The sequence below is a fragment of the Mesorhizobium sp. M1163 genome, from assembly GCF_040318415.1.
Taxonomy (GTDB): domain Bacteria; phylum Pseudomonadota; class Alphaproteobacteria; order Rhizobiales; family Rhizobiaceae; genus Mesorhizobium.
In genome coordinates this window covers 138480-151033 of record NZ_JAMYMF010000004.1, presented here as the reverse complement: position 1 = coordinate 151033, position 12554 = coordinate 138480, and the positions used below count along the sequence as shown (strand labels likewise).

The following is a 12554-nucleotide window of genomic DNA, read 5'->3' as shown; positions in this document are numbered from 1 at the left end:
CGCATTTGCTGCACCGCCCCTTTTTCCCGGGGAGTTGGCGTCCCGGGGAGTTTAGCTGCCCGATTTAGGCGGCGGTCTTGGCCTCGATCTGCTTGGCCTTGGCCGGAGCCGAGGTGATCGCGATCTTGCGCGGCTTCAGCTCTTCGGGGATGTTGCGCTTGAGGTCGACAAAAAGCAGGCCGTTCTTCAGCGCGGCGCCGACAACCTCGACGTGATCGGCAAGCTGGAAGCGGCGCTCGAAGGCTCGGCTGGCGATACCGCGATAGAGCAGTTCGGAGCCTTCGCCATTGGCTTCCTCCTTGCGCTCACCCTTGACGGTCAGCACATTGCGGTGAGCTTCGATCGAAATCTCATCTTCCGAGAAGCCGGCCACAGCCATCGAGATGCGATAGGCGTCCTCGCCGGTGCGCTCGATGTTGTAAGGCGGATAGGTTTGGCCTTCCGGCTGCGCAAGCGAATCGAGCATGGTGAACAGCCGGTCAAAACCGACGGTCGAACGGTAGAGCGGGGAAAAATCAACGTGACGCATGGTGTGTTCTCCTGTTGAGCAACAAGGTTTGCGTATGGCCAGTGCGAAACCCGTGACGGCGTTCCGGATGGGCCAGCGGCCCCGACATTGGCGGCCGCATAACAAATTTGGGAAGCGGGCGACGGCATTTCAAGATTTGCCCGCGTCCGAACCGCATCGGCCCCTGATCACGTCCCGATGCCGATGAACGGCAGATGAACCGTGGCTTCGGCGAGCGTTCAGCCAGACGGCATTAAAACTGTTCTCGAGATCAGAAACAGGTCGCCTGAGAAGGCGACACGACGAGGCCGAACCGGGTGTAACGTCCCTTCCTCCCGGGTCGACAGAGGCCGGAAGCACGCCCTAGGTTGCTTCCGGCCTTACTTGTTCGCTGCCTGGGTCAACGTCCCCGGCGTCCCGAATTCCTTTGCTTTTGGCGCATGGGCGTTTATGCCTGACTTGCGCCCACGCCGTCACCGACGCCAAGCAAACACCGTATGACCGATCTGTTCCCCCAGCCCTCCCTGTTCTACGAAACTCCAGGCAATCCGCTGCCGGAAAACGCGGCCGGCGGCTTCTTCACCACGCGCGACGGCAAGAAGATCCGCTATGGGCTGTTTGCCGCGGTTGCCCGCCCGATGAAGGGCACCGTCGTCGTCCTGACCGGCCGCAACGAGTGCATCGAGAAGTATTTCGAGACCATTCGCAACCTTGCCGACCGGGGTTTTGGCGTGGCGACCCTCGACTGGCGCGGCCAAGGCGCTTCCGACCGGATGATCGGCGATCGCCAGCGCGGCTACGTCCGAAGCTTTTTCGACTATACCGGCGATCTCGAGCAGTTCTTCGAAGAGATCGTGCTGCCCGATTGCCGGGGACCCTACTACATACTGGCCCATTCGGCCGGGGCGGTGATTGCGCTGCTCGCCGCACCCTCAATGGCGAACCGCGTACGTCGCATGGTGCTGATCGCACCATTCTTCACCGTGCCTGACCTCCCGGTTTCGGTAAAAACCGTTCGCGGCATCTGTTCGCTGTTCTGCCTTCTCGGCCTTGGCCGGCTCTATGCCGCATGGGGGCCGCGGCCGAAGGAACCGGTGCCCTTCGCCATAAACAAGCTGACCAGCGACCCGGAACGCTATCGGCGCAACACGCTGATCTACGAAACCTATCCGCAGCTGGCGCTCGGCGGACCGACGATCTGCTGGCTGAAGGCGGCCACGGAGGCGTCCTTGATCGTCAGCGACCCGGATTTCATGGCCAAGATCCAGGTGCCCTTGCTGATGATCGCCGCCGGCGCCGACCAGGTCGTCTCGACCAGGGCAGTCGAAGCCTATGCAAGACGTCTGCGCGTCGGCTCGCTAGTGATGATCGACGGCGCTCGCCACGAGATCCTGCAGGAGGCCGACCTCTATCGCGAGCAACTGCTTGCGGCATTCGATGCTTTCATCCCAGGAACCGGCGACGCTGTTTAACCGCTTCGCCAGCGCCCGGCAACAAAGCCTGCGCGGGTTGCTTGCCCGGCGCAGCTTGCCCCTTATTCCCGTTCAGGCATCGAGCGCTAGGTAGCGGCCAAAGAGATTGGCGGCAATTCGGCAGAGACCGGGAGAAAAACGACCATGAACGCATCGAACACGCTGTCACGTCAGGGGCATCGGCTACTGCAGATTGGCGTCGCGCTGCTGCTGTTTTCGTCATTCGAAGGGTTTGCAATACCGTACCTCGCCGCACCGCGGCTCGGACTGTCCGCGCACACGCTCAGCGCCCTGGAGGGCGTTCTGTTGCTGGCGCTAGGCCTCGCATGGTCTAGGCTCAATCTCGGCGCGGCGATGTCGCGGATTGCGTTCTGGCTGCTGATCTATTCGGCTTTGGCGATCCTGGCCGCCTACGTGATCGCCAGCGCCTGGGGGGCCGGCAACGAGACAATGCCGTTGGCGGCCGGAGCCTTCCACGGAAGTGCCTTTCAGGAAACAGTCATCAAAGGCGTGGCGTATTCATCTGCGCCGACCGGCCTCATCTCTTTCGTGCTCATTTTGTGGGGCCTGCGTCTCTCGGACGCTTGGCCTGCCGATAGCTAATGCATGCCCCGCAAAAGTGCGCAGCGGTTTTGCGATAACGACATCCAAACGAGCGCGTCTCCCATGAGTCGATTCAAACCCGACGCGCTTTAGAACCGTACCACGGTTTCCGTCGGATTTGCGCAAAACAGACGCTTGGGTATACGGATCCTCAGCCGCGCAGCGCCGCCATCGCTGCTGCGTGCAGCTCCGGCGTCGCCGCCGCCAGGATGTCGCCGCCCTTTTCCGCCGGTCCGCCCTCGAAAGTGGTGACGACGCCGCCTGCCTTCTCGATGATCGGGATAAGCGCAACGATGTCGTAGGGCTTCAATCCCGGATCGGCGACGATATCGACGCTGCCTGCCGCCACCATGGCGAAGGCATAGCAGTCGGTGCCGTAGCGGGCGAGCTGGACCTGTTGCTCGAACAAGTCGTAGCGCAAGCGCGCGTCTCCCTTGAACAGCGCCGGCGTGGTGGTGAACAGCGTCGCCTCGGCGAGGTTCGTGGTCTTGCGCGTCGTGAGTCTTCGCGGGCCGCCCGGGCCCTCATAATGCGAGCCGGAGGCATTGGCGTAGAACAGCTCGCCGGTGAAGGGCTGCGACATCATGCCGGCGACGGCATCGCCGTCGACCGTCAGCCCGACCAGCGTGCCCCATACCGGCAGGCCGGAAATAAAGGCGCGTGTGCCATCGATCGGATCGATCACCCAGACATGCCGGCTGGAGATGTTTTCGCTGCCATGTTCCTCGCCGAGAATTCCGTGATCGGGGTATTGCTCGTTGATCAGCGCCCGGATGGCGCGCTCGGCCTCACGGTCGGCCTCGGTGACCGGGTCGAAGCTGCCGTGCTCCTTGTTGGCGACCGCGCCCTGATTGCGGAAGCGCGGCAAGGTCTCGGCTGCGGCGGCACGCGCAATGCGCCGCATGAACTCGATGCTGATGTCCAACTGATTCTCCCGCTCCAGCATGTTTGAGATGCCGGTTTGCCTACGGATTTGTGCCGAAACAAGGGCGTTTTGTACCGAAACAAGGGCATTCGGAGCCTTTCGCACGAGGCCAACTGTTGCTCGAATGCAACGCAGTCATCATGGAAATGCAATTTCCACTTCACAGTGAATTAAAAAGCCGGAACGTGCCTTGACATTTGTGCAGCGCACAATACGTTTGTTCTCGGACAGGGGTTCCTGTCCATGCCCTCCTTGGGCGTTTCCTCCCTAGACTTCGACCGTGTCGTGCAAACGATGCGGTCTTTTTTTACGCTTTTTACGCTGCCACATGAGCGGCGAATGCCGCGATTCCGGCCGCTATTCGGCGGCCAGCGGCAGATCGACGAAATGATGATCCGGCATTGCCATCAGTTCGGCCGAAAACCGCGCCAGGTCGTCGGCCAACGCGTCGAAACCAGCTGATCTCTGGAACGTCCGCTCATTCATGTAGAGCCCGCGATTGACCTCGATCTGCAGAGCATGCAGATGGCGCACGGGCCGGCCATAGTGCTCGGTAATGAAGCCTCCGGCATAGGGCTTGTTGTGGGCAACGCTGTAGCCCATGCCGGTGAGCAGGCCGATCGCCGTCTCGGTCAACGCCGCCGCGGCCGAGATGCCGAAACGGTCGCCGACGATGAAATCCGGCCGCAATCCGCTGTCGCCAACTCTTATGCTTGCCGGCATCGAGTGGCAGTCTATCAGCACGGCGTAGCCGAAGCGCGCATGCGTTCTGGTCAAGAGCCGCTTCAGCGTCTCGTGATAGGGCTTGTAGACCGCTTCGATGCGCGCCACGGCTTCTGCCAGCGGCAAGCGGCCGGAATAGATGTCGAGCCCCTCGCCGACCAGCTTGGGCACGGTGCCGAGCCCGCCGGCCACCCGCGCCGAGCGGATGTTGCAGAAGGACGGCACCGGTTCGGCGAACATGCGCGGGTCGAGTTCCCACGGCTCCCGGTTGACGTCGAGATAGGCGCGCGGGAAGTTTGCCGCCAGCATCGGCGCCCCGAGCGCGACGGCACCGCCGAACAATTCCTCGACATAGCAGTCCTCGGAGCGGCGGATGGCGTTGCGGTCCAGCTTGGCCATCGCCATGAACCGGTCCGGATAGTAGCGGCCGCTATGCGGCGAGTTGAAGAGGAAGGGAACGCGCTGTTCGGCGCCCGATCGGATTTCGAAGGGTGGAACGACCGAAAAATCCTCGGCTGCCGTTTTCAATTTGAACGAACCCGGAAATACCAATGCATCATGATAGGAAAGTGCCACCTCGCCGCCCGCATGTCCAGCCGCCGAAGCGCTAGCCAAATCAGGATTGTGCGCCCAACGTTCACTTGATGTTTACCGTCACCTCCTCATATACAGCATGGTTAACGGGCTTGCCGCACGGCATTGTCGGTTGGGTGATTCGGACGGGACAAGATGGCACGCATTCTGCTGGCGGAAGACGACGACGACATGCGCCGGTTCCTCGTCAAGGCGCTGGAGCGCGCCGGCTATCAGGTCAGCGATTTCGACAATGGTGCCAGCGCCTATGAGCGGTTGCGCGAGGAACCTTTTTCGCTGCTTTTGACCGACATAGTCATGCCGGAGATGGATGGCATCGAACTCGCCCGCCGCGCCACCGAGATCGACCCCGACCTCAAGGTGATGTTCATAACCGGCTTTGCCGCCGTCGCGCTGAACCCCGATTCGAAGGCGCCGAAAGACGCCAAGGTGCTGTCGAAGCCGTTCCACCTGCGCGACCTCGTCAACGAAGTCGAAAAGATGCTGCAGGCCGCCTGACGCGCTTTTTGTCCCGTCCTGACCGGCCCGGCAAGCCAGCCATTCTTTCCCTTTTCCCGCTATTGACGTGCAGAACCAAAAATGGTGTATGCGCGGCTTCGGATGGGCGTGTAGCTCAGCGGGAGAGCACTGCATTGACATTGCAGGGGTCACAGGTTCAATCCCTGTCACGCCCACCATCCAGACAATCCCTCAATCGGCCGTCGGTGTTTTCATCGGCTGACGTTCTCGGCCTGATCCGATCCTGACGCCGAGCTCGCCAATACCGACCTCAGGCCGCGCCGAGGCGAAGATCGCCAGTCTCGACGTGCTCCAGAAACCACGCATAGGTCTGTTCCAATCCGCTGCGCAGCGAGTAGCGCGGGCGCCAGCCGGTGGCGAACAGGCGCGATACGTCCATCAGCTTGCGCGGCGTGCCGTCCGGCTTTGTCGGATCGAATGTGATCGTGGCATCGGCGCCGGCGACCGACACGATGGTGCGGGCAAGGTCGGCAATGGTGATGTCTTCCCCAGAGCCGACATTGATGTGGCTGTCGCCGGCATAATTCTTCAACAGCCAGACCAGGGCGTCGGCGGCGTCGTCGACATGCAGGAATTCGCGCATCGGCGTGCCCGATCCCCACACCTCCAGGCTCTTGCGGCCGGCGCGCCTGGCCTCGTGCGCCTTGCGCATCAGAGCGGGCACGACATGGCTGGAATTGAGGTCGAAATTGTCGCCCGGGCCGTAGAGATTGGTCGGCATCGCCGAGATGTAGTCGACACCGTATTGGCGCCGGTAGGCCTGGCACAGTTTCAGTCCGGCGATCTTGGCGATCGCATACCATTCGTTGGTGGGTTCGAGCGGGCCGCTCAGCAAGGCGTCCTCGGAGATCGGCTGCGCCGCGAATTTGGGATAGATGCAGGATGAACCGAGAAACAGCAGCTTCTGCACCTCGTTACGGAAGGCGCTGTCGATGACATTGTTCTGCATGACGAGGTTGTCCTGCAGAAAATCGACCGGAAGCCTGTCGTTGGCCAGGATACCGCCGACCTTGGCCGCTGCCATCACCACTGCATCCGGCTTGCGGTCGGCCATCCAGCGCCGCACCCCGGCCTGATCGAGAAGATCGAGCTCGGCGCGCGAGGCGGTCAGGACCTCGCAATCTTCGTCGGCCAATCTGCGCAGGATGGCCGAGCCGACCATGCCGCGATGTCCGGCCACGAAAACGCGCTTGCCCTGAAGGTCGAAGGTCATCAGCTCACCCCAATGCAGAACGGCAGCTATGCCAGTTGGCCGGCGGAGCGCCGGATCGGCTTCTCTGTTGCCGGACGCATACCGCATACAGATTTGCCCAGACAAGGCAAATCGCAAAGCCACCCGAAGCAACCTTTGGATCGGACGCTGTAGCACTCGCGATCAGACACCCGCTACTGCGCAGAGGCTTGTCATTCTGGCGATGGCGAGTTCCGGCTCGGCCAGCAACCCCGCCTGATCGGCAAGGCGAAAGACATCGGCATAGTGACGGATGCCGCGCGCCGATTGCATGCCGCCGATCATCGAAAAGTGCTCCTGATGGCCGTTAAGCCATGCCATGAAAACGATGCCGGCCTTGTAATATTCGGTCGGCGCCTCGAAGATCTTGCGCGACAGCGGCACTGTCGGGACCATCAGCGCGTCATAGCCGGCGCGGTCGCCGTCGGCCAGCTTTGCCAGCGCCGCATTGGCGACGGGCGCGATGGCATCGAAAATGCCGAGCAGCGCGTGCGAATGCCTGTCGCCGTCGCCGGCGATCAGCTCGGGGTAGTTGAAGTCGTCGCCAGTGAACATCACCACGCCCTCGGGCAGCCGGTCCCTGAGCGCGATCTCCTTGCCGGCATCGAGCAGCGATATCTTTATGCCTTCGACCTTGCCGGCATGGCGTTCGATGATCGCGATCACCGTCTCGAGCGCAGTTTCGAAATCGCTGCTGCCCCAGTAGCCTTTCAGCGCCGGGTCGAACATATCGCCCAGCCAGTGCAGGATGACCTTGCCGGAGGACTGGGACAGGATGCGGTCGTAGACACTGACATAATCGTCGGGCCCTTTGGCGACCGCCGCCAGTGCACGGCTGGCCATCATGATCGCCTTGCCGCCAAGTCCTTCGATGAAGCCGAGCTGCTCTTCATAGGCCGCGATGACATCGGCGAGCGTGCTCGCGGCGCCCGGCGCCAGATGGTCGGTGCCGGCGCCCGACGCGAGATCGGCGCCGTCGACGCTGCGCGCCTCGGCGATCGAGCGGCGGATTAATTCCCTGGCATTTGCCCAGTCGAAACCCATGCCGCGCTGCGAGGTGTCCATCGCTTCGGCGACGCGGAAGCCGAGCCGCCAAAGGTGACGGCGAAACGCCATCGTCTTGTCCCAGTCGACTGCCGGCCGGGACCACGGATCGGTCATCGCCACAGGATCGGCGACCACATGGGCGGCGGCATAGGCGATGCGCGAGAACCGCGCGCCGGCCGCAGGCTGCACCGGCTGGCCGACAAGCCGGTAGCGGATGCGGCCGCCGCCTTCCCCTGGCAAGGTGATGTCCATGGCTCTCTCCCTTCCCAGCGCCTATTAAATGGAACGTTCCAGTAAATCAAGATGCTTTGCCGCTCCGCCGTGCGCCGGTCGAATTGCGGCAGCGCAACAGCAGAAAGCCATACACTCCTTCGCAATTGGGCGCCATGAGCCGCATTTTCACGGATTCGCAAAAACGCGATTGACTCAAATCCATAGGAGGGATTAGATCGTTCCAATAAATCGCATAAGAAACCATCGGGAGGATAGATCTGGATGGCCAGCCGGGCCAAGGCAACGATACTCGACATAGCCCGTGAGGCGGGCGTGTCCAAATCGACGGTTTCGCTGGTGCTGCAAGGCAGCGGGCTGATCCGGCCTGAAACTGCGCTCAAGGTGCGCAAGGCGATCGAGGATGTCGGCTATGTCTACAACCGCGGCGCCGCCAATCTGCGCAAGGCCCATTCCAACGTCATCGGCATGGTCATCAACGATCTTACCAATCCGTTTTTCGCCGAGATGGCGGTCGGCATGGAGCGCGTCTTCCAGTCGGCTGGCATCGTGCCTTTCATCGCCAACACGGCGGAGAGCCCGGTGCGCCAGGAAGAGGTGCTGAAATCGCTGATGGAGCAAGGGGTCGCCGGGCTCGTCGTGTCGCCGGCGCGCGGCACCGCGCCTGGCGCCTTCCGCCGGCTTGAGACCGCGGGCGTTCCGGTCGTCTTCGTCATGCGCCGGCTTCCTGAAAGCCGCATTCCGGTGATCGCGCCCGACAACCATCGCGGCGCCTATCTTGCCACCGCCCATCTGATCGGCAAGGGGCATCGCCGGCTGGCCTTCTTCGGCGGCTCGCCCGATCTTGTCGTCTATCACGAGCGGCTGGGCGGCTTTCGCGAGGCCTGTGAAGCGCTCGGCATCGCACCGGCCGACAGGCTGGTCTTCGAGGGCGAAACCAGCCGCAAGGGCGGCATTGCCTGCCTGGAAACCGCGCTCGCCATGGCCGCGCCGCCGACCGCGGCGCTTTGCTTCAACGATGCGGTCGCCTTCGGCGTCTTGCTGGCCCTGCGCAAGCGCGGCCTGGAACCCGGCGCGGATTTTGCCGTCGTCGGTTTCGACGACGTGGCCGAGGCCGAACACTACATGCCGGCGCTGACCAGCGTCGCGGTGAACACCGCCGGTCTCGGCGAGCGCGCCGCCCATGTCGTGCTGAAGATGATCCAATCGCGCACCACGCGCGCCGAGGATCATATCGGCGCCGTCAACCTCGTGGTCAGGGAAAGCTGCGGCCCCGATCGCAAGGGACATAGCTGCGCAGGAATGGGAGACGCGGCATGACCGTCAGTTGGGGGCTGATCGGCGCCAGCACGATCGCAAGACAGTTCATGATCGGCGCCATCCGCGCGCAGCCGGACGGCGACATCGCCGCAGTGATGAGCTCCAGCCCGGGGCGCGCCGCCACCTATGCCAGCGAAAACCGCATTCCGGCGGCGGTCTCGGCGCTTGATGAATTGCTCAGCTCCGACATCGACGCCGTTTACATCTCGACGACCAACGAATTGCATCTCGAACAGGCATTCGCCGCTATCGAGGCGGGAAAGCATGTGCTTTGCGAAAAACCACTGGCGCTGACCAGCGCCGACGCCCGCAAGATGGTCGCCGCCGCCAGGGCTGCCGGCGTCGTGCTCGGCACCAATCACCATTTGCGCAATGCCGGCTCGCATCGGGCGATGCGCGCAGCGATCGCTGCCGGCCGCATCGGCAGGCCGATCGCCGCGCGCGTCTTCCACTCTGTCTATCTGCCGGAAAACCTGCAGGGCTGGCGCATCACCAGGCCGGACGCCGGCGGCGGCGTGGTGCTCGACATCACCGTCCATGATGCCGACACGCTGCGCTTCGTGCTCGGCGACGATCCAGTCGGGATCTCGGCCTTCACACAATCGGCCGGCATGGCCGCCGGCGGGCTGGAAGACGGCGCCATGTGCCTCTGGCGCTTCGCATCGGGCGTCATCGCCCAGTCGCATGAGGGCTTCACCACCAAGTTCGCCGGGACCGGCTTCGAGGTGCATGGCACCGAAGGCTCGCTGATCGGCAGGGACGTGATGACGCAGAAGCCAGTCGGCTCTGTGTTGCTGCGAACGGCACAGGGCGAGGAGGAATTGAGCTTCGATCGCGAAGACCTCTATGCCCGTTCGCTGCGCCAATTCCACGCGGCGATCCGCGGCGAGGGCCAGCCTTCCGCCACCGGCGAGGACGGCGTCTGGTCGCTGACCGCGGCCGAAGCGGCATTGCAGTCGGCCAGGTCCGGCAAGGCCGTTGCCATCGACCCGAAGCTCGGGAGTGCTGGGTGAGCAAGCTCGTCTCCGCGACTGAGGCTGCCGGCCTGATCAAGGATGGTATGGTCGTTTCCGTGTCATCGTCGAGCGGCCTCGGCTGTCCGGACGCGGTGCTGGCCGCCATCGGCGAGCGCTTCGACGCGGATGGGCATCCCAAGGATATCACGACGCTGCACCCGATCGCCGCCGGCGACATGTACGGCATCAAGGGCATTGATCATCTCGCCAAGCCCGGCTTGTTGAAGCGCACTTTGTGCGGCTCCTATCCATCCGGGCCGTCCTCGTCCGAACCGCCGCAGATCTGGAAGATGATCGGCGACAATTCGGTCGCCGCCTATAACGTGCCGTCCGGCATCCTGTTCGACATGCATCGCGAGGCCGCCGCCAAGCGCCCCGGGGTGCTGACCAAGGTCGGGCTCGACACCTTCGCCGACCCGCGCCACCAAGGCTGCGCCATGAATGCCGCCGCCAGCGAGCCGATCGTTTCCGTGCAGCAGTTCGATGGCGAGGAGTGGCTCTATTTCCGCTCGATCGTGCCGCAGGTCGCGATCATCCGCGCCACCACCGCCGACGAGCGCGGCAACCTCACCTATGAGCATGAAGGCGCCTATCTCGGCGGCCTCGAACAGGCGCTGGCCGCTCGCAACAATGGCGGCATCGTCATCGCGCAGGTCAAGCGCGTTGTCGAGAACGGCACGCTGAAGCCGCACGATGTGCGTGTGCCCGGCGTGCTGGTCGATCATATCGTGGTGGCGCCCGACCAGTTGCAGACGACGCTGACGCCCTACGATCCGGCCATCTCCGGCGAGATCTTCCGGCCACTGTCGAGCTTTCGCAACGCTGAAATGAACGTCCAGAAGGTCATTGCCCGCCGCGTCGCCATGGAGCTTGCCGACGGCATGGCCGTCAATATCGGCTTCGGCATCTCGGCCAATGTGCCGCGCATCCTGGTCGAGGAAGGCCAGCACGGCAAGGTCACCTGGGTCATCGAACAGGGCGCGGTTGGCGGCGTGCCGCTGCTCGACTTCAAGTTCGGCTGCTCGTCGAACGCCGACGCTTTCATGCCCTCGCCGCACCAGTTCATCTATTTTCAGGCTGGCGGCTTCGACGCCTCGCTGCTGTCCTTCCTGCAGATCGACCGCCACGGCTCTGTCAACGTCTCGAAGCTTTCGGCGCGGCCCCACGTCACCGCCGGCGCCGGCGGCTTCGTCGACATCACCGCGCGGGCGAAGAAGATCGTCTTTTCCGGTTTCTTCAACGCCGGCGCCAAGCTGTCGCTTGCCGGTGGCGGCATCCGCATCGACCAGGAGGGCAAGGTCAAGAAAGTCGTCGGCGAGGTCGAGCACATCTCCTTCTCGGGCAAGCGTGCCGTCGCCCAAGGGCAGGACATCACCTACATCACCGAGCGCTGCGTGATGAAGCTGACGCCGGCAGGGCTGATGGTCACCGAGCTGGCGCCGGGCATCGACCTTGAACGCGATGTGCTGGCGCAGGCCGAGATCCCGCTTGCTGTCGCCAACGACCTCAAAGTGACGCCGGACGCGCTCTACCACGACCGACCGATCGGCCTGTTGCTTAATAGCGGCGCCTCGCTTGGGGGCGCACATGGCTGAGCGTCTGGTAACCTTTGAAACCGACGGCCCCATCGGCATTGTCACGCTGCGCCGGCCGGAGAAATTCAACGCGCTCGATATTCCGATGCTGCGGGCGCTGGAAGCGGCACTCGACGAGGCCGAGACAGCAACCGGCGTCCGCGTCGTGCTGGTCTGCGGCGAAGGCAAGGGCTTTTGCGCCGGCGGCGACGTCGAGGCTTGGGCAGAAATGAGCGCTGCCGATTTCCAGGTGCAATGGGTGCGCTACGGCCACCGCGTCTTCGACCGGCTGGCGCGGCTGCGGCAGCCCACGATCGCCGTTCTTGCCGGCCATGCGCTGGGCGGCGGGCTGGAACTGGCGGCGGCTTGCGACTTTCGCGTGGCGGAAACGCAGGTGAAGTTGGGGTTCCCCGAAACCTCGATCGGCGTCGTTCCCGGCTGGTCCGGCACCCAGCGCGCCGTGCGCCGCTTCGGTGCGCAGGCAGTGCGGCGGATGGCGCTCGGCGGCGAAGTGTTTCTGGCTACCGAGGCTCTTGCTCTGGGGATTGTCGACCGGGTGGTCGAGACCGGTAAGGCGTTCGCCGAAGCCAAGGCCTGGGCCGGCAAGATCGCCGAGCGCGGCCCGCTCTCGACCGAAGCCGCCAAGCTGATGATTACAATCGCCGAGGGCGAAGAGAGTGCTGCCGCGACCGAAGCGCTGGCCAGCGGCTTCATCGCGCTGACAAGCGATCTCAGAGCCGGCGTCGAGGCTTTCAAGGCCAAGCAGAAGCCGGGGTTCTCAAGATCTTAGG

At 63.6% G+C, this 12554-nt stretch carries 12 protein-coding genes and 1 tRNA gene; 8 read left to right on the top strand and 5 right to left on the bottom strand.

The features are described from left to right. Positions 1 to 64: 64 nt before the first annotated feature. Positions 65 to 529 (bottom strand): Hsp20 family protein, encoded by a 465-nt coding sequence (locus NKH43_RS05870; RefSeq protein ID WP_352494702.1) that lies wholly within the window; start codon positions 527 to 529, stop codon positions 65 to 67. Positions 530 to 1005: 476 nt separating this feature from the next. Here NKH43_RS05870 and NKH43_RS05865 point away from each other — a divergent pair, with 476 nt between their 5' ends. Continuing rightward, positions 1006 to 1980 (top strand): alpha/beta fold hydrolase, encoded by a 975-nt coding sequence (locus tag NKH43_RS05865; RefSeq protein WP_352856983.1) that lies wholly within the window; start codon positions 1006 to 1008, stop codon positions 1978 to 1980. Positions 1981 to 2124: 144 nt separating this feature from the next. Continuing rightward, positions 2125 to 2583 carry a styrene oxide isomerase gene (locus tag NKH43_RS05860; RefSeq protein ID WP_352815566.1) on the top strand — a complete coding sequence of 153 codons (459 nt, stop codon included), beginning with the start codon at positions 2125 to 2127 and terminating at the stop codon, positions 2581 to 2583. A gap of 151 nt (positions 2584 to 2734) precedes the next feature. Here NKH43_RS05860 and hisN read toward each other — a convergent pair whose 3' ends face one another. Beyond that, on the bottom strand, positions 2735 to 3508 hold the full coding sequence (gene hisN / locus NKH43_RS05855) for a histidinol-phosphatase (RefSeq protein ID WP_352856981.1): 774 nt from the start codon (positions 3506 to 3508) through the stop codon (positions 2735 to 2737). Between the two features lie 357 nt (positions 3509 to 3865). Then, the gene (locus tag NKH43_RS05850) at positions 3866 to 4807 is read right to left on the bottom strand and encodes an N-formylglutamate amidohydrolase (protein ID WP_352481931.1); all 942 of its coding nucleotides are present in this window, start codon (positions 4805 to 4807) and stop codon (positions 3866 to 3868) included. A 153-nt stretch (positions 4808 to 4960) separates the two neighbouring features. Between NKH43_RS05850 and cpdR the strand changes: the two genes are divergently transcribed. Then, positions 4961 to 5323: a cell cycle two-component system response regulator CpdR gene (gene cpdR, locus NKH43_RS05845; protein WP_006199474.1), complete on the top strand. Its 363-nt coding sequence runs from the start codon at positions 4961 to 4963 to the stop codon at positions 5321 to 5323. Positions 5324 to 5427: 104 nt separating this feature from the next. Next, positions 5428 to 5502, top strand: a tRNA-Val gene (locus tag NKH43_RS05840). A 92-nt stretch (positions 5503 to 5594) separates the two neighbouring features. Here NKH43_RS05840 and fcl read toward each other — a convergent pair. Next, the gene (fcl, locus tag NKH43_RS05835) at positions 5595 to 6557 is read right to left on the bottom strand and encodes a GDP-L-fucose synthase (RefSeq protein ID WP_352481930.1); all 963 of its coding nucleotides are present in this window, start codon (positions 6555 to 6557) and stop codon (positions 5595 to 5597) included. Positions 6558 to 6719: 162 nt separating this feature from the next. Further along, a complete protein-coding gene (locus NKH43_RS05830; protein WP_023719064.1) occupies positions 6720 to 7874 on the bottom strand; it encodes a dihydrodipicolinate synthase family protein in 1155 nt (384 codons plus the stop codon). A gap of 243 nt (positions 7875 to 8117) precedes the next feature. Between NKH43_RS05830 and NKH43_RS05825 the strand changes: the two genes are divergently transcribed. From NKH43_RS05825 to NKH43_RS05810, 4 genes are read left to right on the top strand one after another with little or no spacing between them, the layout of a single operon-like run. Further along, positions 8118 to 9173, top strand: a complete 1056-nt coding sequence (locus NKH43_RS05825) for a LacI family DNA-binding transcriptional regulator (protein WP_352481928.1) — start codon at positions 8118 to 8120, stop codon at positions 9171 to 9173. Beyond that, entirely contained in the window at positions 9170 to 10186 is a 1017-nt protein-coding gene (locus tag NKH43_RS05820) for a Gfo/Idh/MocA family protein (RefSeq protein WP_352856979.1), read from the top strand. The genes NKH43_RS05825 and NKH43_RS05820 overlap by 4 nt, the downstream gene beginning before the upstream one ends. Beyond that, a complete protein-coding gene (locus NKH43_RS05815) occupies positions 10183 to 11784 on the top strand; it encodes an acyl CoA:acetate/3-ketoacid CoA transferase (RefSeq protein ID WP_352856977.1) in 1602 nt (533 codons plus the stop codon). The genes NKH43_RS05820 and NKH43_RS05815 overlap by 4 nt, the downstream gene beginning before the upstream one ends. Next, entirely contained in the window at positions 11777 to 12553 is a 777-nt protein-coding gene (locus NKH43_RS05810; RefSeq protein ID WP_352856975.1) for an enoyl-CoA hydratase/isomerase family protein, read from the top strand. Before NKH43_RS05815 ends, NKH43_RS05810 begins: the two co-directional genes overlap by 8 nt. The last annotated feature ends 1 nt before the right edge of the window (position 12554 follow it).

Coding starts and splice junctions, on each gene's coding strand:
- NKH43_RS05870 (WP_352494702.1), bottom strand. CDS start 529: ATGCGTCACGTTGATTTTTCCCCGCTCTACCGTTCGACCGTCGGTTTT.
- NKH43_RS05865 (WP_352856983.1), top strand. CDS start 1,006: ATGACCGATCTGTTCCCCCAGCCCTCCCTGTTCTACGAAACTCCAGGC.
- NKH43_RS05860 (WP_352815566.1), top strand. CDS start 2,125: ATGAACGCATCGAACACGCTGTCACGTCAGGGGCATCGGCTACTGCAG.
- cpdR (WP_006199474.1), top strand. CDS start 4,961: ATGGCACGCATTCTGCTGGCGGAAGACGACGACGACATGCGCCGGTTC.
- fcl (WP_352481930.1), bottom strand. CDS start 6,557: ATGACCTTCGACCTTCAGGGCAAGCGCGTTTTCGTGGCCGGACATCGC.
- NKH43_RS05830 (WP_023719064.1), bottom strand. CDS start 7,874: ATGGACATCACCTTGCCAGGGGAAGGCGGCGGCCGCATCCGCTACCGG.
- NKH43_RS05825 (WP_352481928.1), top strand. CDS start 8,118: ATGGCCAGCCGGGCCAAGGCAACGATACTCGACATAGCCCGTGAGGCG.
- NKH43_RS05820 (WP_352856979.1), top strand. CDS start 9,170: ATGACCGTCAGTTGGGGGCTGATCGGCGCCAGCACGATCGCAAGACAG.
- NKH43_RS05810 (WP_352856975.1), top strand. CDS start 11,777: ATGGCTGAGCGTCTGGTAACCTTTGAAACCGACGGCCCCATCGGCATT.